The organism is Agrobacterium albertimagni AOL15, assembly GCF_000300855.1.
GTDB classification, from domain to species: domain Bacteria; phylum Pseudomonadota; class Alphaproteobacteria; order Rhizobiales; family Rhizobiaceae; genus Allorhizobium; species Allorhizobium albertimagni.
The window spans coordinates 38,700-64,297 of sequence record NZ_ALJF01000019.1; the positions used below are offsets into that span (position 1 = coordinate 38,700).

Below are 25,598 nucleotides of genomic sequence, written 5' to 3' on the forward strand. Positions count from 1 at the left end.
ATGCAGAAACTGCTCAAAAATCGTGAAATGCTGCTGGCCCTGATCATCATAGGCATGATCCTGAGCTTCACCACGCGCGCACCCAATTTCGCGTCTCCTGCTAACCTTGCGAACATCTTCAACGACACCTCGATCCTGATCATTCTGGCACTTGGCCAGATGGTCGTTATCCTGACCAAGTCGATCGATCTCTCGGTTGCCGCCAATCTCGCCTTTACCGGCATGGCGGTCGCCATGCTCGACAGCGCCTATCCGGGCCTGCCGCTCGCACTCCTCGTGCTCATTGCAATCGGCATCGGCGCAGCGCTGGGCGCGATCAATGGCTTCCTCGTCTGGGCCCTGCAGATCCCGCCGATCGTTGTCACGCTCGGCACGCTCACCATCTATCGCGGCATGAGTTTTGTGCTCTCGGGTGGCGCATGGGTGAATGCACACCAGATGCAGCCAGACTTTCTGGGCGTGCCGCGTCTGCCGGTGCTGGGCTTGCCGATCCTCTCCTGGGTCGCGATCGCAGTCATCCTGCTGGTCGGCTTCATCCTCGCCCGCACCCCCTTCGGCCGCTCGACCTATGCAGCAGGCGGCAATCCGGTCGCTGCCATCTATGCCGGCATTGATGTCGGTCGCGCCCGCTTCCTCGCCTTCGTCCTCTCGGGCGCGCTCGCCGGCCTCTCCGGTTACCTCTGGGTGTCGCGTTATGCCGTCGCCTATGTCGATATCGCCGCCGGCTTCGAACTCGACAGCGTCGCCGCCTGCGTCATCGGCGGCATCTCGATTGCGGGTGGCATCGGCACCGTGATTGGCACGGTCTTGGGCGCCCTCTTCCTCGGGGTCATCAAGAATGCGCTCCCCGTCATCGGCATTTCGCCCTTCGCCCAAATGGCGATCTCGGGCATCGTCATCGTGCTCGCCGTCGTCTTCAACGCCCGCGCCGAGCGCAAGAAGGGCCGTATCATCCTGCGCGACCGAGCAGCCGGAAAGGAGGCGACGGCATGAGCACTGCAACCGAACAGACCAAGCGCGTCATTCCCGACCGTCTCGAAACACCCTTCCGGCGTCTCCTCGGCAGCTGGGAAGTTCTGCTCTTCTGCGTGGCGGTGTTGATCTTCATCGCGAACTCGATGGCCTCGCCCTACTTTTTGAATGCCTGGAACCTGTCGGACGCCACTTTCAACTTCACGGAAAAGGCGCTGATTGCCTTTGCCATGGCGCTTCTGATCATCGCCGGCGAGATCGACCTTTCGGTTGCCGCGATCATCGCGCTTGCCTCGACTGCCATGGGTTATGCTGCCCAACTCGGCGTCGGGGCACCCGGTCTGGTCGCGATCGGGATCACCACCGGCCTTGCCTGCGGCGCCTTCAACGGCCTGCTCGTTGCTGGCCTGAAGCTCCCCTCGATCGTCGTCACCATCGGCACGATGAGCCTCTTTCGCGGCATTTCCTATCTGGTCCTGGGCGACCAGGCCTTCGGCAAATACCCTGCGGACTTCGCCTTCTTCGGCCAGGGCTATGTCTTCTGGGTCATATCCTTCGAGTTCGTCCTCTTTCTGGTGGTGGCACTGCTCTTCGCCATCCTCCTGCACCGGACGAATTTCGGCCGCCATGTCTATGTGATCGGCATGAACCCGCTGGCGGCCCGCTTCTCCGGCATTCCGGTCGAACGCGTGAAGTTTATCCTCTTCCTGCTGACCGGGCTGATGAGCGGCATCGCTGCCGTTTGCCTCACCTCCCGTCTCGGCTCCACCCGCCCCTCGATTGCCCAGGGCTGGGAGCTTGAAGTCGTCACCATGGTCGTGCTCGGCGGCGTCTCCATCCTCGGTGGATCCGGCACCATCGTCGGCGTCGTCATCGCCGCCTTTGTCATGGGCCTCGTCACCTTCGGCCTCGGACTTCTCAACGTGCCCGGCATCGTCATGTCGATCTTCATAGGCCTGCTCTTGATCATCACGATTGCCCTGCCGATCGTGGCCCGGCGGATCAAGCATGCGAGGAACGCACAATGAGCGAGACCGAACGCCACGTCTTCAAGATGAAACTCAATCCGGGCATGGAAGCGGAATACCGCAAGCGCCATGATGAGATTTGGCCCGATCTCGTCGACCTGCTGCATGACGCCGGCATCAGCGACTACACGATCTATCTCGATCCGGAGACCAGCCTTCTGATCGGCGTTCTCACGCGCACATTGACGCACAAGATGGCCGACCTACCCTCTCACCCCGTGATGAAGCGCTGGTGGGCGCATATGGCCGACATCATGGCAACGAACGCGGACAGTTCACCCTGGGCCGTCGACCTGAAACCAGTCTTCCATATGCCATGAACCAATCCTTCGAACGCATAGCCGTCATCGACGTCGGAAAGACGAATGCCAAAGTGGTCCTCGTCGATGGAAGGACCGGCACCGAACTGGCCGTGCGAAAAACGGCAAACCGGGTCATCCCCGGCCCGCCCTATCCGCATTTCGACATAGAGGCCCTCTGGGCGTTCATGCTGAGGTCTCTGAAGGAATTCGCTGCCGGCCCCGGCTTCGACGCCCTGTCGATCACCACGCATGGCGCATCGGCAGCCCTGCTGAACAACGAGGGCGGCCTTGCCCTTCCGGTATTGGACTACGAACATCTCTACCCGGACGCCATAACCGAAACCTATGGAAAGCTTCGGCCGGATTTTTCGGAGACTTTCTCGCCAGCTCTCACCGGGGGCCTCAATGTCGGCGCGCAGCTGCACTATCAGAGGACAACGTTCCCGGACCAGTTCGACAAGGTCGCAACGATCCTCACCTATCCGCAGTACTGGGCATATCGCCTGACGGGTGTTCCCGCCAACGAGCGGACCTCGCTTGGTTGCCACACCGATCTCTGGCATCCGTTTGAGGGTGGATATTCGGATCTGGTCGACACACTTCATATCCGCGAGCGGATGGCACCCCTGCGCTCCGCTTTCGATGCCCTCGGGCTCATCAGACGGGAAGTGGCCGACGCCATCGGGTTAAACGTCCCGGTGCCCGTCTATTGCGGCCTCCACGATTCCAACGCGTCGCTATTGCCGCATCTCGTCGGCTTCGGCAGCCCATGCACTGTCGTCTCGACGGGAACTTGGGTGATCTGCTTCGGCGTCGGCGCCAAGCCGCAAAGACTGGATCCTTCGCGCGATACGCTGGTCAATGTCGACGCCAACGGTCATGCCGTTCCCTCGTCCCGCTTCATGGGTGGCCGCGAATGGGACCTTCTCACCCGTGACTTGGCGCCCGTCGCGATGGAAGAGGAATTGGTCACCGCCGCTGCAACGGTGATCGAAGCAGGTTCGATGCTCCTTCCAAGCGTGGTGACGGGGACCGGCCCTTTCCCGAATTCGCATGTCCGTTGGCTCAACGAGCCGCAGACTGCAGCCGAACGACTGGCTGCGGCCAGCCTCTACGAAGCCCTGATGACCCAGACCTGCCTCGACCTCATCGAGGCAGAGGGGCCGATCATCGTCGAGGGTCCATTTGCCGCCAATCAACTCTATCTTCGAGCGCTCCACACGCTGACGAAGCGCCCGGTGCACGTATCGGAGTCGAGCACCGGCACGGCGATCGGCGCGGCCCTTCTGACCGGGATCACGCTTGACGTCAAAATGCGGAGCATCAACAACGTGCTCGACGGGCTGGAGGATTATGCTCGGGAGTGGCGATCAAGGGCCGGCGAGCACTAGTCCGTCACGCAGACGATCAACCGCAGAAAATCAACGTCTCTTCGCTGATTGGATCTTATGGGAGCCTACAAGGTGACGATGAGCACCGCTATGAAGGCGATGGAAACAGTCGCGGCGGCCATTGCCACCCGCTGCCGGCAAGCCTCGACAGAACGCCGGGATTTGGGTTCACCGAACAACTTCGCGATGGCATGTGACATGGCCGTCTCCTTCGAACGGAGCCACTCATTGGCTCCGGCTGATATTGACACATTTTCGTCATAATCAACGCCGCGTCAACAATCACGACTAGATTGGTATTCTAAAGATGGGCGGGTTCGGAAAATTCCTCTCTAGGGCGAGCCGGCTTGTCAGCGGATCTCGCCCAGCCAGGGCCATCAGCCAAGTCTTGAGCGAAACGGGATGCCTGTGGACTTGTCAATCGACGGCCCATCAGCCAATACAACTGTTGAATTGTCAGACAACATGACAGACGACAGTCGTACGCTTGTAAGGAGGAGCCATGACAACGCACACGACAGATGAGGCTTCTCGAAGGGGACTGGGACTCGCCGGGATGGCAGGCCCCGCGGTCATGCTGCTCGGCATGCTGCTCTTTGCGATGAACGATGCCATGGGCAAATGGCTGGTGGCAAGTTACGGCCTGGGTCAGGTCATCCTGATCCGTAGCATTGCCGCACTTCTGATCCTCGCCCCCTTTCTCTGGATGGCCGGCCGGAAACCGATCCTGGAGGCGGAGCGACCCTGGCTGCAGTTCATGCGCGTCGTTTTCTCGACACTGGAACTCTTCTGTTTCTACTATGCGGTCATGTATCTGCCGCTGGCCGATGTCATGACCTACTGGCTCGCAGCGCCAATCTATGTGGCAGCGGCGGCGCCCTTCCTGCTTGGAGAAAAGGTCGGCTGGCGGCGCTGGACGGCGATTGCCCTCGGCTTCATCGGGGTCGTGATCACGCTCGAGCCATCAAGCGCCATGTTCACCGCGCCCGCGCTGATCTCGATCATCGGCACCGCGGCCTTTGCCTTCATGATGCTCTCCGGCCGCAGCCTGCGCGGCACGCCGGATAAGACGCTGGTACTCTTCCAGACGGGTGGCGCCGCGGTGATCGGCCTCGTTGCCGCCCCCTTCGGCTGGACACCGATCACGTCGGCAAATGAAATCCTGTTGCTGGGACTTCTCGGCATCGTCGCCATGAGCGCCCATATGCTGGTCAACCGCGCCTTGAAGATCTCGGACGCCGCGACCGTCGCGCCGCTCCAGTACACCCTGCTGCTATGGGCTGTTGTCTTCGGCTATTTCTTCTTCGGCGAAGTGCCTCGATTGACCATGATCGTCGGTGCAACGCTCATCGTCGGTTCGGGCCTGTTCATCTTCTTCCGTGAGCAGCAATTGAAGAAGCGGGACAAGGTCCTGCCCTCCGTCCCAGAATGATCAACTAAAAAGCCCGCAGCGGTCTCCCGCTGCGGGCTTCTTCTGGTGCGGCGCCCAAGGGCGCCACGACCAGGGAGGTCACTTACGGACTTCGGCGAGCTTGGCGAGAATATCGTCAACCACTTCAGCGCCGATCGTGTCCTTGTGCTTTTCATAGACGACCATGGACTTTTCGCGGATGCGCTGCTGCTCTTCCGGCGAAAGCGTGTTCACCTCGAGGCCAGCTGCCTTGATCTTCTCCAGCGACTGCTTGTTGAGGTCGGCGATAACCGAACGCTCGACGTCGCGACCAACCGTTGCGCATTCACGCAATGCTGCCTGCTCTTCCGGCGTATAGGTGTCGAAGATCGCCTTGGAGAAGAGGAAAAGGAACGGCGTGTAGGCGTGGTTCGTCTCGGTGACGTATTTCTGCACCTCGAAGAACTTCGAGGTATCGATCGTCACATAGGGGTTTTCCTGGGCATCGATGGTCTTGGTTTCAAGCGCCGAGAAGACTTCGCCAAATGCCATCGGGGTGGCGTTTGCGCCGAGGTTCTGGAAGGTATCGAGGAAGATGTTGTTCTGCATGACGCGAACCTTCATCCCTTCGAAATCTTCCCACTTCGTCACCGGACGCACCGAGTTCGACAGGTTGCGGAAACCGTTCTCCCAGTAACCGAGATTCACGAGGCCAACGGCTTCGAGCTTCTGGTTCATCATCTCGCCGAATTCGCCGTCGAGCACCTGATAGGCCTCATCAGCGGAGCCGAACAGGAACGGCAGGTCGAAGACGCCGAGCGCCGGCTCGATGCCGACGAGCGGCGAGGACGACGTGACGACGGCTTCCTGCACGCCGGACCGCAGAGCCTGCGTCGCCTGAAGGTCGCCACCGAGGGCACCGCCCCAGAATGCCTGCAGCTTCAGCTTGCCACCGGACTTCTCGTCCAGGCACGACTGCATGGCTTCGATGCCGTTACCAACCGGGTGATCGGCATTGATGCCGTTCGATACGCGGATGGTGCGATCGTTGAACTCGGCGAATGCCGGAACGGCTCCGGAAACGGCGAATGCCAGTGCTGTTGTTGCGAGTAGTGTCTTCCTCATGGTGTATCCTCCCTTGGATTTTAATGAGTGGGTTGAACTTCGTTCATCACCGTAGCCATTGCGCCGGCACGATGACGATGTCGGGAAATATGACGAGCAGCACGAGAACCAGCACCTGCGCGAGCAGGAATGGAACAATGCCCGTCACGACTTTGCCAAGCGGGACGCGCCCGACCCCGCTGACCACGTTGAGCACCACGCCGACGGGCGGGGTGATCAAGCCAATGCAGCAGTTCATGATGAACATGACACCGAAATAGACCGGGTCGATGCCCGCCTGCTTGATGATCGGCATCAGCACAGGCGTCAGGATCAGGATGGTCGGCGTCAGGTCCAATGCGGTTCCGACGACGAGAACCAGCGCCATGATGACGAACATCAGCAGCATCGGCCGATCGATCAGGGGTTCGATATAGCGCGTGATCTCGCCGGGAATGTTGGCTGCAGTGATCAACCAGGCGGAGACCAGGGCCGCGCACACCAGGAACATGATGATCGAGGTGGTCTTGGCCGCCTGCAGGATGACACGCGGAAGATCCTTTGGCTTAAGCTCGCGATAGATCACCATGCCGACGAACATGGCATAGGCAGCCGCAATGACAGCCGCTTCCGTTGGCGTGACCACCCCGGCCTTGATCCCGCCAAGGATGATCACCGGCATGCCGAGCGCCCAGGCGGCACGCCCGGTGACGCGCAGCCGCTCTTTCGCTGGCGCCTTCGGCAAGGGCAGCACGTTGTCCTTGCGAACAACGATTTGCCAGGCAATGACCAGCGCGATCCCCATCAACATGCCGGGCACGATCCCCGCCATGAAGAGCTGTGTGATCGAGACATTCGCAGCAACACCGAAGACGATAAACGCCATCGACGGCGGGATGACGGGTGCGATGATGCCCCCGGATGCAATCAGGCCGGCAGAGCGCGGCACGTTGTATCCCGCCTTGGCCATCATCGGGATCAGGATCGCGGCCAAAGCTGCGGTATCGGCAGCGGCCGAACCGGAAATGCTGGCCATGATCACGGCAGCCATGATGGCGACGATGCCGAGGCCGCCGCGAATATGCCCCACGCAGGCAATCGCGAACTCGATGATGCGCCGCGACAGGCCGCCAGAATTCATCAGCTCTCCGGCCAACACGAAGAACGGGATGGCGAGCAGCGTGAACGTATCGGCGCCCGCGATCATGTTCTGCGCTATGATCTGGCTGTTGAACATGCCCATGTACCACATGAGCGTGACGCCGCAGAACATCAGCGCGAAGGCGACGGGGACGCCAATGGCCATGGCGCCGAGCAGCGAGGTGATGAAGACGACAAGGGTCATCAGGCGCGCTCCACCAGCTTCTCGATGCCGTGGTGTTCGCCTGCAAAGGCTGCGATTTCACTCTCGGTGACACGCCCGGTGACCAGACGGAAGAGGCGTTCGAGCGCAATCAGGCTGCAGCCGGCACCCGTGAAGAAGCCGATGCCGTAGACCCAGCCCATGGAGAGCCCGGTCACTGGTGCACTCATGCTGGCATTGATCGGCAACTGCTTCCAGGTTCCCCAGAAGAAGATGGCAGAAACGCCGAGGATCAGGAGATTGGAAAGGATCATGCAGAGGACCCGGCCCCGCCGACCGAACAGGGCCACCAGGCTTTCAACGCCCATATGGCCATATTCGCGAAAGCCGACGACCGCGCCAATGAAGGTCAACCAAACGAAGAAATAGCGGGCCATTTCATCCGAGACCGTGAGGCCGGAGTTGAAGCCGTAGCGCAAGACGACGTTGACGAACACCATGACCGCCATGCCCGACAAGAGCAGGATCAGCAGCAGTTCAAGCAGCTTGTAGAAGAGATCGACAACTCTGGTCATACGCCCTCACGCCTTGTCGAGCAGGCCGCGCTGGGCCAGGTTGCGGAAAAGAGCACGTGTTCCGAAGGTCCATTCCGGGCAGGCGTCCGTGCGATCGACCCAGTTCACCAGGCGACCAAGCGTCGGTGTCGCGATCTCGACGCGATCGCCAACCTCATGCGTGAAGCCAAGGCCAGCACCACGGCGATCCTTGACCGGCGCGAACATGGTGCCGAGGAACAGAACCGCGCCATCGGGATATTGGTGATTGCGGTTACGCAACTGCGCAACAAGGTTTTCCGGCGCACGGCTGATCGCTTCCATCGGACTTTCCCCCGTCATTTCAAAGCCGTCCTCGCCGCGTACGAGCAGCGAAACGCGAACCTTGCGCAGCACGTCCATCGTGAAGCTGCCATGGAAAAGCCGGACGAAGGGCCCTATCGAGCACGATGCATTGTTGTCCTTCGCCTTCCCCAGGAGCAGCGCCGACCGCCCCTCGACATCCCTCAGATTGACGTCGTTGCCGAGTGTCGCGCCGATGATCTTGCCGTCGGAACGAACGGCAAGAACGATTTCAGGCTCAGGATTGTTCCATTGGGAAATGGGGTGAATGCCGACTGAATCGCCACAGGTCACCGACGACATGGGCTGGGCCTTGGTGAAGATCTCCGCATCCGGGCCGATACCGACCTCCAGGTACTGAGACCAGAGACCCATATCCTGCAGCAGCGCTTTAACCTTCGCTGCCTGCTCGGAGCCGGCGACGAGCCCACGCAGGCTGTCGCCCAGCACGGGTGCCAGCTTCTCGCGGATCGCCTGGGCACGGCCGGCATCGCCCTTCGCCTGCTCCTCGATCACCCGCTCCAGCATGCTGTCGGCGAATGTCACACCGGCAGCCTTGACCGCTTGCAGATCGATGGGAGCAAGCAGATGACCGGCCTCGCCGGACAGGAACTGGTCGAGCGCGCCAAGAGACGGCAGGCTCTCGTCAGCCACCAAGCGCTCGGCGAGATCGTCCAACTCGAATAGGCCGGAAGCTGTAGGAGAAATGCTTGTCAGGTCGCAGAGGGTGCCATGGCGCACGATCACCGGGCAGGGACCGCCGGCCGCCTTCGACCACACTCTGCCCACCAGCACAGCCTGGGAGGAATCTTCCGGCAGAATATAGACGGATTCGAGACTTTGACGGCGCTGCAAGATGGACCTCCTCCTTGTCCTCCGGCATGAACGACCCTGTCGCCTGCCATATTGTCAGGATGTCTGACAACTCTTAATCCGAATTAATAGGGTCAGATTTGATGCCTGTCTACCCCGGACGACGGACTTGTGGACAAAGCTGCCGCACGAGACCGTCTCAGAACTGCTCGAGGCTGAGATCGATGCGGCTTGCCGCACCGTGCAGATGCGCGCGCATGGCCTCGCGTGCGCCAGCACCGTCCCGCTTGGCGATCGCGTCTCTCAGCCGGACGTGTTCGGCAATGGTCACTTCGACGATTTCTTCGAGCACGGCGCGGGAGCGTGCCGCATCAATCGCCAGGCTGATGCGCTCGGCGATGAAGCCGATAAACAGGGCGAAATACTCGTTGTGCGTCGCCTCGGCGACCGCGCGGTGGAAGGCGAGATCGGCGACGATCCCCTGCTCCGTCCACTTTTCGGCCCCCGTCATGCGCGACAGCGCCTCGTCTATCTTTGCGAGATCCTCTGAGGTGTGATGCACGGCGGCAAGACCCGCGGCTTCGATTTCAAGCGGCACGCGCAGCTGAAAGAGCGCGCGAAAACTTTGCGGCTCGGAGAGCTCGCCATCCTTGATGCGGATCGGTCTGGCCGAAGGTTCGCTGACGAAAGCCCCCACGCCTTGCCTCGTCTCCACCATGCCTTCGTTCCGCAACTGGGCAATGGCCTCGCGCACGACAGAGCGGCTGACGCCGAGTGTCTTGGCCAGAACATGCTCGGTCGGCAATCGCTCGCCGGGCTTCAAGCGCCCCTGGCTGATCTCGTCGGCCAATTGCGCGGCAATTCGGGCGGGCAGGTGCTCACTGCGCCTGATCTGTCCGAAATTCAATTGCCCGAGGTCGATCGACATGCCCGCTGGTCTCCTTGCCACCTGCTCCGGTATTTCACGAATCCGCACTCGAATTCAATTGGCAACCCGGGTTCATGATCCCCGAGGGATCGATGGCCCGCTTGATCGCAGTCAGGAGATGTAGCTGCGTGGCCGGCACACGCGAGAGAAAATCCGGCTTCTTCAAGCGACCGATACCATGCTCGGCGCTCATCGAACCCTGGAAACTATCCAGAACATCATTCACGACGTGCTTGGCCGTGTAGATACGCTCGGCCACCTCGTCCCTGGAAAGGCCAGAAGGCGGCAGCACGTTGAGATGCACGTTCCCGTCGCCGACATGACCATAGGAAACGCAGGTGCAATCCGGCAAGCGCGCTGCGATGGCTGCTTCCGCCTGTTCGACGAACTCCGGAAGACGCGACAAAGGCACAGACACATCCGTTCGAAGGTGTGGCCCCCGTTTGGCCTGCCCTTCATTCATGCCCTCGCGGAAGAGCCAGAGAGAACGGGCCTGGCTCCGCGACGTCGCAACGACGCCGTCCAGCACCAGGCCGTCCTCCAGCACGCCCTCAAGAAAGCGGTGCATCAGGTCTTCGATATCCACGAGGCCGGAACCCGAGATCTCGAGCAGTACATAGGCCGGATAATCGGCACTCATCGGCATGGCGAGATCGGGTATCGCTTCCTGCGCGAGGGTGAAAGCGATCGGCGGCATGAATTCGAAGGCCGACATGAGGTCACAGCAGTCGCGCCGTGCACGCCGATAGAGCGTGATCGCATCCGACAAAGCTCCGAGCCCCAGCAAAGCCGTCGCAACCTTCTCTGCCGGCGGAGCAAGCTTGAAGGCAGCGGCGGTGACGATGCCGAGCGTGCCCTCGGCCCCGATGAACAACTGTTTCAGATCGATCCCGCGATTGTCCTTGCGCAGCGTCGACAGACCATCGAGGATCGACCCGTCGGGGAGAACGACCTCTAGGCCAAGCACGAGCTCACGCGTCATGCCATAGCGCAACACGTTGATTCCGCCTGCATTGGTCGAGACATTGCCGCCGATCCGGCAGGAGCCCTGCGCACCGAGCGCAAGCGGAAAGTAGAGCCCTGCATCCTCGACCTTGTCCTTGAAGTCCTGCAGGATGGCGCCCGCCTCGACGACGGCCGAGAAATCATCTGCATCGATGCGGCGGATCGCCGTCATACGCTCGAGACTGACAACAACCTGGCTCGCCGGTGCGTCGGGAGTGCCTCCGAGAACCAGCCCCGTATTGCCGCCTTGCGGCACGATAGTCAGCCCCAGCGAGCGGATGGCCCGAACGGCAAGGGAGACCTCCTCGGTCGTTCGCGGACGGACAACCGCGACAGCACCGGTCGTGACATCCCCATGCCAATCCCGGCAGTAGCGCTCGACCTCCGCACCGACGACAACCATGTCAGGTCCGAGCGCCTCGATGAGACCAGGAACCGGGTTGCCCGCCCCGCTCCACAAATCCTTGCTCCCGATCGCGCTTTCCACGGCCATCATCAGTCTCCCCGTCGGCCCATCTGGAGATGGACAAAGAATTCGGTTTCCACGAGAATGATATAAGGTTATCAGACAACCTTACAAATGGTTTTTGAAGAAGGCCCTTGTGCAGAGGCGCGCGGGGTCGAAGAATGACATGGGAGGAGACTGTCACATGCATATTCTGGTGATTGGCGCGGCCGGCATGGTCGGACGCAAGCTGGCGCAACGACTCACCCGCGATGGAGAACTGCAGGGACGGCAGATCACGGCGATGACGCTCGCCGATGTCGTGGCGGCCGACGCCCCCGCCGGCTTCGACGGCAAGGTGACGATCGAAGCCATCGATCTATCTGAGCCCGCATCCGCCGAGCGCCTGATCGCATCGCGCCCCGATGTCATCTTCCATCTCGCTGCGATCGTCTCTGGTGAAGCGGAACTCGACTTCGAAAAGGGTTACAAGATCAACCTCGACGGCACCCGCTATCTGTTCGAGGCAATCCGCCTCGCCCATATGGTGGACGGCTATTGCCCGCGTGTGGTCTTCACCTCGTCGATCGCGGTCGTCGGTGCACCACTGCCCTATCCGATCCCGGACGAGTTCCACACCACGCCGCTGACCAGCTACGGCACGCAGAAGGCGATTTGCGAACTGCTGCTCTCCGACTATTCCAGGAAGGGGTATTTCGACGGTATCGGCATCCGCCTCCCGACGATCTGCATTCGCCCCGGCAAGCCGAACAAGGCAGCCTCGGGCTTCTTCTCCAACATCCTGCGCGAGCCGCTGGTCGGCCAGGAGGCAGTCTTGCCGGTCGGCGAGGATGTCCGCCACTGGCATGCCTCGCCCCGATCTGCGGTCGGCTTCCTCATCCACGGCGCAAACATCGACCTGGAAACGGTGGGCCCACGCCGCAACCTGTCGATGCCAGGCCTCAGCGCCACCGTTGGCGAGCAAATCGAAGCCCTGCGCCGCGTGGCAGGCGAGAAGGCGGTCAAACTCATCCGCCATGAGCCCGACGAGATGATCATGCGCATCTGCGCAGGCTGGGCTCCTGGCTTCGAAGCAACCCGCGCCCGCGCACTCGGCTTCACCGCCGAAAACTCTTTCGATGAAATCATTCGGGTGCATATCGACGATGAGCTGGGAGGCAAGCTTTGACGGGAACGGAAAACAGGCAGATCGCCTTTCTCGGGACGGGACTGATGGGCGCGCCCATGGCGAGGCGCCTGCTCGCGGCTGGTTTCCAAGTCACGGTGTGGAACCGCGATAGGGCCAAGGCAGAGCCTCTGGCGGCGGCCGGCGCCAGGCTTGCAGAGAGCCCGACAGACGCCGTCTCCGGCGCGAGCGTGATCTTCACCATGCTATCGGATGGCGCCGCGGTGGAAGACGTGCTTTTCACCAAGGGCGCGGCTGAAGCGCTGGCAAAGGGCACGGTCGTCATCGACACATCTTCGATCGCACCGCCAATCGCAAAAGATCACGCGAGCCGGCTCGCCGATCGCGACATCGCTCACGTCGATGCACCCGTGTCGGGTGGCGTCGTCGGGGCGGAAGCCGGCACGCTGGCAATCATGGCGGGCGGCGATGCCGATGTCATCGAGAGCTTGGCCGATGTCTTCGCACCGCTCGGCCGCGTCACCCATGTCGGCCCCTCGGGCGCTGGCCAGATCTGCAAGCTCGCCAACCAGCAAATCGTCGCGATCACCATCGGCGCCGTTGCAGAGGCGATGATGCTCGTTGAAGCCGGCGGCGCATCGCGGGAGAAGTTTCGCGAAGCCATCCGCGGCGGCTTTGCCGAAAGCCGCATCCTGGAACTGCACGGACAACGGATGGTCGAGCGGCGCTTCGAGCCGGGCGGCCCCTCGCGCCTGCAGTTGAAGGACCTGAATGCCGTCGCCGCCATGGCCGAGACCTTTGGCCTTGAGCTTCCGTTGACCTCGGATGTTCGCCAGGCCTTTGAGGCCTTTGTTGCAGAAGGTCACGGCGAACTCGACCACAGTGGCCTTCTGCTTCAACTGGAAAAAATCAACCACCGCAAAGGTGCCGCCGATGACCGAGTCTGAGAAACCGAAACGCCGCCTCCGCTCACAGGACTGGTTCGACAATCCCGATCACCTCGACATGACCGCGCTCTACCTAGAGCGCTTCATGAACTACGGCACGACGCCGGAGGAACTGCGCTCCGGCAAGCCGATCATCGGGATCGCCCAATCGGGCTCCGATATCAATCCCTGCAACCGACACCATCTGGAACTTGCCAAACGCGTGCGCGATGGTATCCGCGACGCCGGCGGCATTCCGATCGAGTTCCCGTCGCATCCGCTGTTCGAGAACTGCAAGCGACCGACGGCAGCCCTCGACCGCAACCTTGCCTATCTCGGCCTGGTCGAGTTGCTCTACGGCTATCCCTTCGACGGTGTCGTGCTGACGACCGGCTGCGACAAGACCACGCCCTCTGCCCTGATGGCGGCGTCGACGGTCGACCTCCCGGCCATCGTGCTCTCCGGCGGGCCCATGCTTGACGGCTGGCATGATGGCGAACTGGTGGGTTCCGGCACGGTGATCTGGCGCTCTCGCCGCAAATATGCGGCCGGCGAGATCAGCCGCGAGGAATTCCTAGAGCGCGCCCTCGATTCGGCCCCCTCTCCCGGCCATTGCAATACCATGGGCACCGCGTCGACAATGAACGCTATTGCCGAGGCACTCGGCATGTCGCTCACCGGCTGCGCTGCCATTCCGGCCGCCTATCGTGAACGCGGCCAGATGGCCTATCGCACGGGCAAGCGGGCGGTCGAACTCGTGCTTGAAGACATCCGCCCCTCGGACATTCTCACCCGCGACGCATTTCTCAATGCCATCAGGGTCAACTCAGCGATCGGCGGATCGACCAACGCCCAGCCGCATCTGATGGCCATGGCCAAGCATGCCGGCGTGGAACTCTTGCCCGAGGACTGGCAGGTTCACGGCTACGACATTCCGTTGCTCGCCAACGTCCAGCCGGCCGGCGCCTATCTCGGCGAGCGGTTCCACCGTGCCGGAGGTGTACCGGCAATCATGTGGGAGCTGATGCAGGCTGAAAAGCTCGACGCAAACTGTCGCACGGTGACTGGCCGCACCATGGCTGAGAACCTGGAGGGAAGAGAGGCGACGGATCGGGAGGTGATCAAGCCCTACCACGAGCCGATGCGAGAACGCGCGGGCTTCGTTGTGCTGAAGGGCAACCTCTTCGATTTTGCCATCATGAAGACGAGTGTCATTTCCGAGGGTTTCCGCCTGCGTTACCTACAGGAAAAGGGCCGCGAAGGCATCTTTGAGGGCCGCGCGATCGTCTTCGACGGCTCGGAGGATTACCACAAGCGCATCAACGATCCCGCCCTCGAGATCGACGAGGACTGCGTTCTTGTCATCCGCGGCGCCGGCCCGCTTGGCTGGCCGGGCTCGGCCGAAGTGGTCAACATGCAGCCGCCGGATCACCTCATTAAGCGGGGCATCCTCAGCCTGCCGACGATTGGCGACGGCCGCCAGTCCGGCACGGCCGACAGCCCGTCGATCCTCAACGCATCGCCTGAAAGCGCGGCGGGCGGCGGTCTGGCCTGGGTGAGGACCGGAGACGTCATTCGCATCGACCTGAACCAGGGGCGTTGTGACATGCTGGTCGGCGACGAGGAAATCGCAAGGCGCAAGGCCGAGGGCATTCCGCCCGTGCCGAAAGACGCAACACCATGGCAGCGGCTCTATCGCCAGACGGTCACCCAGCTAGCCGATGGTGCGACGATCAAAAACGCCGAGGATTTCCGTCAGATCTCCAAGACGCCGCCGCGCCACAACCACTGACAAGCAACTCGGCCGTTTGCTGCCTATTGGAGAAACAGTCGAAAAATCAAGGGCAAGACAAGTTTCATCGGGAACCGTCCGAAGGGAATTTCATTCTCCTGTCACAGACGATGGATGGAGATCCCGATGAAACCCGTTATAAAACTGCTCTCAGCGTCAGCGCTCGCCGCCGGGATGGTGATTGGTGGCGTCGTCCTCGCGTCAGCCGCGCTCGCCCCGGAAGAAGACCCCCACCGATTCACCGGCCTCGACATCAAGGACCTCTGGACGATGGAGCCTGTCCGGATCGACAGGACCGCACAGAATCTGGAGCGCTTGCCACCCCGCTATGCAAGCCATGTCGTGATGGTCGAACCGGACGCACAGGCGACGGATCGGAGTGTGCAAACCGCAGCATCCGAGCGGGGTTCCGAGGTTGCCGACATCGACATCCTTGTCACCGCCGCGATCGATGAACCGACCTCAGGCTTCGGCGCCGATACGCTGCCTCCGGAGCATTTTTCCTGGTGCGAAGCGCGCTATCGTTCCTACGATCCCGTCCGCAACACCTATCGCAGCTTCAGCGGCGAGACCCGCCCTTGTGACTCACCCTATCAGGTCGAGGTCATGGCCGAGCTTGACGAAGGTGATGCGCAGGTCATGACCGTCAGTGCTGGCGGGAACAATCCTGGTGCTGGCATGGAAAACGAAGGCCACGTCATGGCCTGCATGGAGCGCTATCGCTCCTATCGTCCGAGCGACAACACCTATCAGCCTTATGGCGGCGGCCCGCGGCAGCCCTGTCAGTTGGCGTCGTTCTGACGCTAACAGGCCTTGGCCAGAATGAGGCCCGGCGGCGGGCTAACCGTCTGACCGCCGGCCACTTTTTCACTGATATAGCTCAGGGCATTTTGAAGGCCGTTCATCGTATAGGGCTTCTCGATTGCCCCGATGGCGCCGACGAAATCTTCTGGTATCCGTTTGATGTTCCCGGTCACGAACACGAAGGGAACCTCGCGTTCCGCAAGGCGACGACCGATCTCGATTCCTGAGGGACCATCGCTGAGGTGGACATCGACGAAGGCGAATTCCGGCGTGCTGGATTCGATAATGTCGAAGGCGGCCTTGCGCGACGCGGCCGTTCCCACGACGACATGGCCGGCGGCCTCCACTTCAAGCTCCAGCTCGAGGGCAAGAAGCGCCTCATCCTCGACGATCATGATCCTCAAGCTTCTGTTTCCTTTGCTTCTTCGACCAGCATTGTGACCTGAACATCGGTCCGGTAGCCCTCGACCTCTCGCACGATCTTCGCGCCCAACTGCTTGGCACAGGTCTCCAGCATCAGCTTGCCGAAAGCTTCTTCCTCCGGGTTGACGGAGACCGGCTTCGTTGTGTCCGTAACCCGGATCAAGAAATGCCCGTTGGTTCGCCGCACCTCTAGATGGATATCTCCACCCCCATCGCTCAGTCCCCGCCGCACGGCATCCAGAACCAGCTCATTGATGATGAGGGCAAGCGGCGAAGCCTTGACCGCAGGTACGAACACGGGCGAAAGATCGGTCGTTACCCGGATGTCGTCGCGCTTCAAGGCACCCACCAGATCCTCGATCAGATCCTTTGCAAAATCCGACACGTCGAAACGCCCAAGGTCAGCGCTTGTGAACAGCTTTCGCTGTACCGTGCTGAGCGCCTCGACACGATTGAGCACCGAAAACAGGGTTCGTTTCACCAGATCGTTTTCGGACATCCGCGCCTGCAGCTTGACGATCGAGGCGATGGTCAGGAGGTTGTTCTTCACACGGTGGTCGACCTCATGCACCAGAAGCGTCTGGGCCTTCAGCGCTTCCGACAGATCATGCGTTCGCCGTGCGACCTCACGCTCGGCCGAATGCCGCGCTTCGGCCAGATCGAGCTCCTTGCTCTTGATCGTGGTGAAATCGAGCTGCGATGCAAAGAAGTAGACCACTTCGCCGTCGGCATCCCTGACGGGGCTGACGAAAAGCGCATTCCAGAACTGGCTACCGTCCTTGCGGTAGTTGAGGATGTCGATCGCAAGGTCCTGCTCTGCCGCAATCGCCTCGCGCAGACGTGCGACCGCATTGCTGTCCGTTTCCGGTCCCTGCAGCAGACGGCAATTGCGCCCGATAAGTTCATCGATGCTGTAACCAGTGAGGTTCGAAAACGCCTGATTGCAGAAAATGATCGGATTGTCGGGCTGGCGCGGATCCGTGATCAGCATCGGCATGCGGGTAGCCTTGAAGGCTGCCGCGAACGGATCCTCGGAGGGATGGGAGGCGAGAAGACGGTCGCCGGCGTCTCGTGCGTCGCGCCGCGAGGAGTTTTGATCAGACATTCATACCTAGTCCTGGAACAGGCCACCCTCGACAACAGCGCCCCAACGAAAAAGTTCCGCGGCCATTTAAAAAAATTTTGACGAATGGCAATTTTGAAATGCGAAGACCGCCAGAGACCAGCCATATCAGGCAATAGACACGCAAACGTGTTTGTCTTATCTGACAAGACTTGAAGCCGTAACGCGAAGCTCAAGGCACCCGGATATATGTCCAACGACGAGCAACCTAACGTCATACCCGGCTTTCTCAGGAATGGTGGCCAGATGGCCGAGCTCATCCTGAAACGCGATTGGTCGGACAGTCTCGGCTCCATCGAGGAGTGGCCAGCCGCCCTGCGCTCGGCCCTCTCGATCTGTCTCAACTCCAGCTTTCCGACCGCCATCTACTGGGGGCCGGAAATGCGGCTGCTCTACAACGACAGCTGGGCACCCATTCCGGCAGAACGCCATCCCTGGGCTCTGGGCAAACCGGCGGCCGAAGTCTGGTCGGACATCTGGGACGTCGTCGGGCCACAATTCCGCCAGGTGATGACCACCGGCGAAGGCGTGACAACCTATGACCAGTTGCTGATCATGGACCGCAACGGCGTTCCGACGGAAGGCTACTGGAACTATAGCCTGTCCAGCATTCGCGACGAACACGGCAACATCGTCGGCATATTCAACCAGGGCAACGAAACCACGGCTGCCGTCCTCGCGAGGCGCCAGACCCAGGAAGAGATCGCCCGGCTGGGGCGGCTTTTTGCGCAGGCACCGGCCGCGATCGCCATTCTGGAGGGCCCGTCGCATACGTTCAAGCTGGTCAACCCGGCCTATGAAGACCTCGTGCAGCGAAGCAACTTGCTGGGACGATCGGTTGAAGAGGCCCTGCCGGAGGTCAAGGATCAGGGCTTTATCCACCTGCTCGATACCGTCTATGCAAGCAACGAACCCTATCAGGGTAAGGCGGTGCCTGTGGAATTCATGCGCGCCGATGGGGAGCGCCAGGGACGGTATGTGGATTTCGTCTTCCAGCCGATCACCGACACGGCGGGCCAGCCCTCCGGCATCTTCATCCAGGCTTCCGACGTCACCGAGGCGACAACGGCCATGGCGGCTCTGCGGGAAAGTGAGCAGCGCTTCGAAGCCATCGTGAACTCGATCGACCAGATGATCTGGTCGACCCGGCCGGATGGCTATCACGACTACTTCAATCAGCGTTGGTACGAATATACCGGCGTGAGCAAGGGCTTTACCGACGGCTCGGAATGGGAAAATGTCTTTCATCCCGATGATCGGGCGGAAACCCGGGCAAAGTGGCAGCACAGCCTGGAGACCGGCGAACCGTATCACGTGGAATACCGTCTTCGACATCGCAGCGGTGTCTATCGCTGGGTCATCGGACGCGCCCAGTGCGTGCGTGACGAGAACGGCGAAATCACCCGCTGGTATGGGACCTGCACAGATATTCACGATCTCAAGGTGGCCGAAGAAGCACGTCAGCTTCTGCTGCGGGAGCTCAACCACCGCGTCAAGAACCTCTTTGCGATCACCGCCGGCATGATCAACATGACTGCACGGTCCTCGCCGTCGGTGAGCGTGATGGCACAATCCCTGCACGGTCGCCTGCAGGCCCTGGCGAAGGCCCATCACCTGATCCAGCCGGCAATCAGCGCCGGATCCTCAGCTGCAGAAACCGTTGCCTTCCACGCACTTCTGGAAGAGATCCTCTCCCCCCATCTGGCGGATCGTGACAGGCAAGTCACCCTAAAAGGCCCGGAAATCCGTCTCGGCCCGCATGCATCGACGAGCTTTGCCCTGATCTTTCATGAACTTGCGACCAATGCGGCAAAGTATGGCCCCTTCCGCGACGCGGATGGGAGGCTCGATGTGCGCTGGCGGATGGACCAGGATGCGCTGCATCTGGAATGGCAAGAAAATGTCACCAAGCCCGAGATCAAGGCTCCAAGCCAGGAGGGCTTCGGCAGCAAGCTCGCGCGCACCAGCGCAATTCATCACCTCGGCGGAAGCATCGATTTTGAGTGGCTGCCGGGCGGTGTCAGCATTGCCCTCAAAGCAGCCGAAGATCGGCTTGCCAAGTGAGCGCAGCTTGAAGCACGCGTGTTTTTTGTGGCGCCAAAATGCAAAGAGCGCCCGGATAGGGCGCTCGCAGGATCAGCTGGGGACGTTGGCGCTCGATGCGCCAGGCGGCGACAATAGCGCCCATCCCTGTATGTCGAATCAGTAGCGCGGGAAATCCGCGGGGTTGATTCCGAGCGTCTTCAGGTGGTGATCCTTCGGACGACGATGCCCTTCGACAGCGGCAGCGGCAGAGCTTGCAGCGCCGAATACGGCGATGGCACGACCGAGGAAACCCTGCTGGATGGACTTGCGGAGGCTAGACATTTCTTTGCTCGCTTTCTTGTTTGCAAGCAGAAGATGATACTCCAACGACCGAAATACAATGGACGGAAAGTCACGACAGCCATGCAACCGATGCAGGCCGGGTTAATCGGACACTGCATCGGGACATGGCAATTGAGGCATCAGTCCTCGCTGCCGGCGACCTGAGCCAGAACCTGGCCCTTGCCCCGCGCCCGAAGGATCATCGGCACGATCAGGGCAATGGCGGCCAGCGCCAACAGGATTGCTGCAATTGGCGACGTCACCAGAACTGTCGGGTCGCCCTGGCTGATTGACAAGGCACGGCGCAGCTGCTGCTCGGCCATCGGCCCGAGGATCAGGCCGACGATCACAGGGGCGATCGGATAGCCGAAGACGCGCATGACATAGCCGAGCACACCGAAGGTCAGGAGCAGTCCGAGTTCGAACACCGACGGATTGGCGCCAATCGTGCCGAGCGTCGCAAACACCAGAATGCCGGCATAGAGCCACGGCTTGGGAATGGTCAGGAGCCGAACCCAGAGACCGATCAGCGGCAGGTTGAGGACGAGCAGCATGAAGTTGGCGATCAGCAGCGAGGCAATCAGACCCCAGACGAGCTGCGGATTGGTCGCAAACAACAGTGGGCCTGGCTGCAGGCCAAACTGCTGGAAACCCGCAAGCATGATCGCAGCGGTCGCCGTGGTCGGCAGGCCGAGCGTCAGCAGCGGAACCAGCGTTCCGGCAGCAGAGGCATTGTTGGCCGCCTCTGGCCCGGCGACACCCTCGATCGCACCTTTCCCGAACTCTTCCGGATGCTTCGAGAACTGCTTCTCCGCTGAATAGGACAGAAAGCTCGACACGTCGGCACCACCGGCAGGCATGGCGCCGATCGGGAAACCGATCGCCGTACCACGAAGCCAGGGCTTCCAGGAGCGGCTCCAATCGGACTTGTTCATCCAGAGCGAACCACGCACGGCTTCGACCTTTTCCGGAGCCCGGGCTCCTTGGGCCGCGACATAGAGCGTCTCGCCGATGGCGAACATCGCAACCGCAAGCGTGGTGACTTCGAGGCCATCGAGCAGATCCGGCACGCCGAAACTCAGTCGTGTCTGGCCGGTCAGCTGATCGATGCCGACGATCGAGAAGGCGAGGCCGACAAAGAGTGCTGTCAGGCCGCGCAGGGTCGAGTCGCCGAAGGCTGCGGAGACGGTAACGAAGGCGAGCATCATCAGCGCGAAGTATTCGCGCGGACCGAAGGACAGGGCGAATTTCACGACATAGGGCGCAATGAAAGCAAGCGCGATGGTTGCCAGAAGGCCGGCAACGAAGGAGCCGATCGCGGCCGTGGCGAGCGCCGGCCCGCCACGCCCGGCGCGGGCCATCTTGTTGCCTTCGAGCGCGGTCACGATCGACGCGCTCTCGCCTGGCGTGTTGAGCAGGATCGACGTCGTCGAGCCGCCATACATCCCGCCATAGTAAATGCCGGCAAACATGATCAGCGAACCGGCGGGATCGAGCTGGTAGGTCACCGGCAGCAGGAGTGCGACGGTCAGCGCAGGACCGATGCCCGGTAGGACGCCGACGAGCGTGCCGAGCGTAACGCCGATCAGCGCGTAGAATAGGTTGATCGGCTGAGCGGCGATCGCCAGCCCCTGGAGAAGGAAATCAAACGTATTCACGGGGTTCCCCTCAGAAGAACAGCCGTTCGAGTGGACCCGCCGGCAATGACAGTTGCAGGAAACGCGCGAAGAGGATCCACACGACGAACGAGAGAGCTATGCCTGCGGGCAGCGAGATCCAGAACTTCCTTTTCCCGAAGCCGGCCGCGGTCATGGCGAACAGAACACCTGTTGCAAGCGAGAAGCCCAGCGTTTTCAGGAGCAGCATCTGCGCTGCGAGCCCGGCCACGATGAAAAGCACAGGCGGTAGCTCCTGATGCTCGCGCTCCGGAAGATCTCGGCGCATCGCAGCGAACACCGTCCAGATGCCAAGGCCGATCAGACCGATGGCAATGCCCTTCGGCACCGTCGCAGGACCGATCCCGGAATAGCTGTTACCGCCTTGCAGACGGGCGACGACATCGTAAAAGATCAGGCCCGCCACGGCGACCAGCACCGCGGCGATGACCAGCGCCGCCCAATCTGGGCGACGCGTACGATGTCCGGAAGAATGACCTTCCGTGCTCATTTCACCAGACCGATGTCTTTGAGAATGGCCTCGGTGGCAGCGATGTCCTTGGCGAGCTGCTCTTCAAAGGCAGCGCCGGCAAGGTAGGTGTCCTGCCAGTTCTTGGTCTTCAACGTTTCCTGCCAGCCAGCCGACTTCGCGAGCTTTTCGATATCAGCCGTGACGGCGGCCTTCTGTTCGTCGGTCAGGCCTGGAGCGGCCGCAACCATACGCCAGTTCTGCAGCACGACATCGAGACCGCTTTCCTTGAGCGTCGGAGCATCGGCACCTTCGATACGCTCGGCGCTGGAAACAGCGAGCAGACGAAGCGTACCCGCCTCAACCTGCGCCTGGAATTCGCCATAGCTGGAGATGCCGACGGTCACCTGACTGCCGAGGATGGCAGCAAGCGCTTCACCGCCGCCAGAATAGGCGATGTAGTTGATCTTGGTCGGGTCGACGCCAGCAGCCTTGGCGATCAGGCCAGCACCGATGTGGTCGGTACCACCAGCCGAGCCGCCAGCCCAGGACACGGAACCCGGATCGGCCTTCAGCTTTTCAACGAGCTGGCCGATGTTCTCGATATCGGAATTGGCGGGGACGACGATCGCTTCATATTCACCCGTCAGGCGGGCGATCGGCGTAACATCCGCCAGCGTCACCGGCGACTGGTTGGTCAGGATCGCACCGACCATGACATAGCCACCGACGATCAGGGCGTTCGGGTTGCCCTTCTGCTGGCTGGCGAACTGGGCAAGTCCGATGGTGCCGCCAGCGCCCGGCACGTTCACAACCTGAACATTGCCGGAAATGCCTTCAGCCTGCATCACCTGCTGCAGAGAGCGAGCCGTCTGGTCCCAGCCGCCGCCAGGCGCAGCCGGAGCGATGATCGTGTAGTCGGCAGCCGCAGCCGGAAGAGCGAGAGCGCCTGCAAGGAACGAAGCCAGGAAAAAGTGTTTCAAGATAGTCCTCCACCATCAATGCGGTCATTGCCGCTTGCGAATGATCTGTGGGGAGAGCGCGGTTGTGCATCATGCGGACGACGCCGCTTCAGGCCGTGACCTGCTCCTCCCAGTCCCATCTGGTCCCGCCTCCACGGGAAGATGTGACAATAGACCTAGCAGCGAAACCTGTCACGCACCTGTCATCGCGCTGGACCTTGACTGAGGGCATTGAAGTGGTTGTCGGCGGAGAAATGCGTCAGGACTGACTTACACTCAGGACACGCGGGCCTGATCGTTGAGATCGCGAACGAGCCGCTGATGACCGCGCAATTCGGTCAGCACTTCACCGAACCGTACCAGGCCGCGCCCCGCCAGCATGTCCTTCAGCTTGATGAAGACGTCGGCGGTCGCAATCGCATCGCCGAGTGCCGTGTGGCGATCTTTCTCGTCGATATGCACACCGAGCCTGTCGGCGAGCGCATCGAGCGTATGTGTTTCGGCGCGGCCGAAGGCGGCGGCTGACACCAGCACCGTATCCAGGATCGGGTTCATGAAGCGCAGCCCGACTTCCTTCTCCCGTCGCGTGAGAAACTCCATGTCGAACGGCGCATTGTGTGCCACGAGCACAGCCCCTTCCGCAAAGCGGTGAAACTGCCGCACGGCCTCCTGAACGCTCACCGCATCTGCGACCATCGCGTCCGTCACGCCATGGATTGCGGATGAGGACGGAGGTATCGGCCGCCCCGGATTGACGAGCAAGTCGAACACCTCGTTCTTGACGCGCTTTCCATTGACGATGCGGACAGCAGCGATCTGGACGATTTCGTCGCCCTGTTCCGGCAGCAAGCCCGTCGTTTCCGTGTCGAAGACCACATAGGTCAGCCCATCGAGCCTAGCGTCGGAGATCTTCTCGTAATGCAGCCGCGACAGCAGATCGAAGTCGTAGACGACATGCCGCGACATGTCCGCTCCAGTCGGTCGCAGCCGCTCGATTGGCCGCAGCCGGGTCGAAATCGACGGAGCGTCCTCATCCCCCCCGACGACAAGGACGATGCCATGGGTCTTGAGGATCGTCTCGCAGGTCACACCGCCGTCAAAGACCGGCTCTTCCAGCCAGTGATCCACGCTTTCGGGCGACATAGCGCCGCCCTTCCAGGACAAGGTCAGGTCGGCAGCACCCTGGACCTCGCTGATCGTGAGATGAAAATGGGCAGCAGCAGTCGCCGTGCTGACACGGGAAACGAGGTGTCCGAGGAGACTGACGATATCGAAGGCATTGCAGCGGACTGCAATTTCTGCGACCTCGACGTCGAGCGTGAGCTTCTGGCCCTCGAGGTCGCGGCGGAGTTGGCCGGCAAGCTCCCGCACATCCGTCGGCGCCATTGGCCAACCATCGGACCGACAGCTTTCAAAGCGGGCCTCGAGATCCGCGAGCGTCGCATCCAGCGCCTGCAGCTGCGCCGAAACAGGGGCATCGGCTCCCGTACCGGGGCCATGCGAGACAAGTGCATGGCGCAGATCCGAGACGATGGGCCGGACCTGCAGGAACACGTCACCGAGAAGAGCGTCACGCCGGGCATAGGCCGCAACTTCGGTCGTCACATCGCGCAGGGTCATGACATAGGCCGCCGGATCGCCGCCATTGTCGCTGGCGAGCCTCATGCGCCCGGCGAGCCTGCGCCGACCGCAGGTGCTGAGACAGATGAATTCAACCACCGCGTCCGGATCCGAGCTTTCAAGAAGCCGGTGATGCGCGTCGCGGATCGGCCCTTCACTCAGATAGTCGAAGATGTTGCGATCAAGGCAAACGGGGCGCTGTAAGCCCGCAAGCATCTGCTGTGCCACACCGTTGTAGAAGACGAGATGATGTCTGCCTGTGCAGAGAAGAACGGCGGGTGGCACGTCGGCGAGCAGCTGTTCGAGTTTGTTCTTGTCGGACGACAGGCGCGTAGTCTCCCGCTGCACCTGTTCCGCGAGCGCGCCTCGCGTTTGTGCAAGGGTCGCCGCGGTTGCGGATGCGGCATCGGCAAGATCCCCGAGATAGCGTGCCTCTTCTGCCTGGAAGTCATTGGCCACATCGGCATGCGCCCGGGCACGCATGGCCGATGCGACCTTGTCGATCGGGCGGGCGAGATGCGTGTCGAAGAGAAACCAGACCCAGGTGATCAGAGCGAGGATCAGAAAGCCGGCAGCGATAGCACTCTGCATGAAGGCGTTCAGCATGTCCGGGCTACCCTCGCGGTGGTAACCGAACCACAGACCGACAGCCAAGGCCGCCACGGCACCGGCCGCCAGCGCCACGAAGAACAGCAGGATACGTCCGCGCAGGCTGATCCTGGTCATTTGTCCC

General features: G+C 61.4%; 24 protein-coding genes. 10 read left to right on the top strand and 14 right to left on the bottom strand.

Annotated features, from left to right (window positions below; all coding sequences use genetic code 11):
* The 4 genes from QWE_RS20980 to QWE_RS20995 are packed head-to-tail and all read left to right on the top strand — an operon-like array spanning position 1 to position 3,693.
* Positions 1–993: an ABC transporter permease gene (locus QWE_RS20980; protein WP_006728185.1), complete on the top strand. Its 993-nt coding sequence runs from the start codon at positions 1–3 to the stop codon at positions 991–993.
* Entirely contained in the window at positions 990–2,000 is a 1,011-nt protein-coding gene (locus QWE_RS20985) for an ABC transporter permease (protein WP_006728186.1), read from the top strand. Before QWE_RS20980 ends, QWE_RS20985 begins: the two co-directional genes overlap by 4 nt.
* Positions 1,997–2,320, top strand: coding sequence for an L-rhamnose mutarotase (locus tag QWE_RS20990; RefSeq protein ID WP_006728187.1), 324 nt, complete (start codon positions 1,997–1,999; stop codon positions 2,318–2,320). The genes QWE_RS20985 and QWE_RS20990 overlap by 4 nt, the downstream gene beginning before the upstream one ends.
* Positions 2,317–3,693 carry an FGGY-family carbohydrate kinase gene (locus QWE_RS20995; protein WP_006728188.1) on the top strand — a complete coding sequence of 459 codons (1,377 nt, stop codon included), beginning with the start codon at positions 2,317–2,319 and terminating at the stop codon, positions 3,691–3,693. The genes QWE_RS20990 and QWE_RS20995 overlap by 4 nt, the downstream gene beginning before the upstream one ends.
* Positions 3,694–3,758: 65 nt before the next feature.
* Here QWE_RS20995 and QWE_RS25955 read toward each other — a convergent pair whose 3' ends face one another.
* Complete coding sequence (locus tag QWE_RS25955) at positions 3,759–3,893, bottom strand: hypothetical protein (RefSeq protein ID WP_276307005.1); 135 nt, start codon at positions 3,891–3,893, stop codon at positions 3,759–3,761.
* A gap of 302 nt (positions 3,894–4,195) precedes the next feature.
* On the opposite strand from QWE_RS25955, the gene QWE_RS21000 reads away from it, so the two are divergent.
* Positions 4,196–5,125, top strand: a complete 930-nt coding sequence (locus QWE_RS21000; protein ID WP_420804572.1) for a DMT family transporter — start codon at positions 4,196–4,198, stop codon at positions 5,123–5,125.
* Between the two features lie 78 nt (positions 5,126–5,203).
* Here QWE_RS21000 and QWE_RS21005 read toward each other — a convergent pair whose 3' ends face one another.
* The 6 genes from QWE_RS21005 to QWE_RS21030 all read right to left on the bottom strand — a co-directional run bounded on the left by QWE_RS21005 (position 5,204) and on the right by QWE_RS21030 (position 11,625).
* Positions 5,204–6,208 (bottom strand): TRAP transporter substrate-binding protein, encoded by a 1,005-nt coding sequence (locus QWE_RS21005; protein WP_006728190.1) that lies wholly within the window; start codon positions 6,206–6,208, stop codon positions 5,204–5,206.
* 46 nt (positions 6,209–6,254) lie between these two features.
* Positions 6,255–7,532, bottom strand: coding sequence for a TRAP transporter large permease (locus QWE_RS21010; protein WP_006728191.1), 1,278 nt, complete (start codon positions 7,530–7,532; stop codon positions 6,255–6,257).
* Entirely contained in the window at positions 7,532–8,065 is a 534-nt protein-coding gene (locus QWE_RS21015) for a TRAP transporter small permease (protein ID WP_006728192.1), read from the bottom strand. The genes QWE_RS21010 and QWE_RS21015 overlap by 1 nt, the downstream gene beginning before the upstream one ends.
* A gap of 6 nt (positions 8,066–8,071) precedes the next feature.
* Positions 8,072–9,241 (bottom strand): fumarylacetoacetate hydrolase family protein, encoded by a 1,170-nt coding sequence (locus QWE_RS21020; RefSeq protein WP_006728193.1) that lies wholly within the window; start codon positions 9,239–9,241, stop codon positions 8,072–8,074.
* A gap of 157 nt (positions 9,242–9,398) precedes the next feature.
* Entirely contained in the window at positions 9,399–10,127 is a 729-nt protein-coding gene (locus QWE_RS21025; protein WP_006728194.1) for a FadR/GntR family transcriptional regulator, read from the bottom strand.
* Between the two features lie 34 nt (positions 10,128–10,161).
* Positions 10,162–11,625: an FAD-binding oxidoreductase gene (locus QWE_RS21030; RefSeq protein ID WP_006728195.1), complete on the bottom strand. Its 1,464-nt coding sequence runs from the start codon at positions 11,623–11,625 to the stop codon at positions 10,162–10,164.
* Positions 11,626–11,782: 157 nt separating this feature from the next.
* Here QWE_RS21030 and denD point away from each other — a divergent pair, with 157 nt between their 5' ends.
* The 4 genes from denD to QWE_RS21050 all read left to right on the top strand — a co-directional run bounded on the left by denD (position 11,783) and on the right by QWE_RS21050 (position 16,243).
* Entirely contained in the window at positions 11,783–12,766 is a 984-nt protein-coding gene (gene denD / locus QWE_RS21035) for a D-erythronate dehydrogenase (protein ID WP_006728196.1), read from the top strand.
* Positions 12,763–13,671 (top strand): NAD(P)-dependent oxidoreductase, encoded by a 909-nt coding sequence (locus QWE_RS21040; protein ID WP_006728197.1) that lies wholly within the window; start codon positions 12,763–12,765, stop codon positions 13,669–13,671. The genes denD and QWE_RS21040 overlap by 4 nt, the downstream gene beginning before the upstream one ends.
* Positions 13,658–15,442 (top strand): IlvD/Edd family dehydratase, encoded by a 1,785-nt coding sequence (locus QWE_RS21045; RefSeq protein WP_006728198.1) that lies wholly within the window; start codon positions 13,658–13,660, stop codon positions 15,440–15,442. The genes QWE_RS21040 and QWE_RS21045 overlap by 14 nt, the downstream gene beginning before the upstream one ends.
* Before the next feature lie 126 nt (positions 15,443–15,568).
* Entirely contained in the window at positions 15,569–16,243 is a 675-nt protein-coding gene (locus QWE_RS21050) for a BA14K family protein (RefSeq protein ID WP_040300829.1), read from the top strand.
* A gap of 2 nt (positions 16,244–16,245) precedes the next feature.
* On the opposite strand, the gene QWE_RS21055 is transcribed toward QWE_RS21050, so the two are convergent.
* Together QWE_RS21055 and QWE_RS21060 are read right to left on the bottom strand one after the other, a co-directional pair.
* The gene (locus QWE_RS21055; RefSeq protein WP_006728200.1) at positions 16,246–16,650 is read right to left on the bottom strand and encodes a response regulator; all 405 of its coding nucleotides are present in this window, start codon (positions 16,648–16,650) and stop codon (positions 16,246–16,248) included.
* Positions 16,647–17,774 (bottom strand): PAS domain-containing protein, encoded by a 1,128-nt coding sequence (locus QWE_RS21060; protein WP_006728201.1) that lies wholly within the window; start codon positions 17,772–17,774, stop codon positions 16,647–16,649. The genes QWE_RS21055 and QWE_RS21060 overlap by 4 nt, the downstream gene beginning before the upstream one ends.
* Before the next feature lie 264 nt (positions 17,775–18,038).
* Here QWE_RS21060 and QWE_RS21065 point away from each other — a divergent pair, with 264 nt between their 5' ends.
* The gene (locus QWE_RS21065) at positions 18,039–19,856 is read left to right on the top strand and encodes a sensor histidine kinase (RefSeq protein WP_006728202.1); all 1,818 of its coding nucleotides are present in this window, start codon (positions 18,039–18,041) and stop codon (positions 19,854–19,856) included.
* A gap of 138 nt (positions 19,857–19,994) precedes the next feature.
* Here the strand turns inward: QWE_RS21065 and QWE_RS25515 are convergent, their stop codons facing one another.
* The 5 genes from QWE_RS25515 to QWE_RS21085 form a co-directional block, all read right to left on the bottom strand.
* Entirely contained in the window at positions 19,995–20,159 is a 165-nt protein-coding gene (locus tag QWE_RS25515) for a hypothetical protein (RefSeq protein ID WP_006728203.1), read from the bottom strand.
* 140 nt (positions 20,160–20,299) lie between these two features.
* Positions 20,300–21,817: a tripartite tricarboxylate transporter permease gene (locus QWE_RS21070; protein WP_006728204.1), complete on the bottom strand. Its 1,518-nt coding sequence runs from the start codon at positions 21,815–21,817 to the stop codon at positions 20,300–20,302.
* A 10-nt stretch (positions 21,818–21,827) separates the two neighbouring features.
* Positions 21,828–22,325 carry a tripartite tricarboxylate transporter TctB family protein gene (locus tag QWE_RS21075; RefSeq protein ID WP_006728205.1) on the bottom strand — a complete coding sequence of 166 codons (498 nt, stop codon included), beginning with the start codon at positions 22,323–22,325 and terminating at the stop codon, positions 21,828–21,830.
* On the bottom strand, positions 22,322–23,266 hold the full coding sequence (locus QWE_RS21080) for a Bug family tripartite tricarboxylate transporter substrate binding protein (protein ID WP_006728206.1): 945 nt from the start codon (positions 23,264–23,266) through the stop codon (positions 22,322–22,324). The genes QWE_RS21075 and QWE_RS21080 overlap by 4 nt, the downstream gene beginning before the upstream one ends.
* Before the next feature lie 255 nt (positions 23,267–23,521).
* The gene (locus QWE_RS21085; protein WP_006728207.1) at positions 23,522–25,591 is read right to left on the bottom strand and encodes a 3'-5' exonuclease; all 2,070 of its coding nucleotides are present in this window, start codon (positions 25,589–25,591) and stop codon (positions 23,522–23,524) included.
* Positions 25,592–25,598 lie beyond the last annotated feature (7 nt).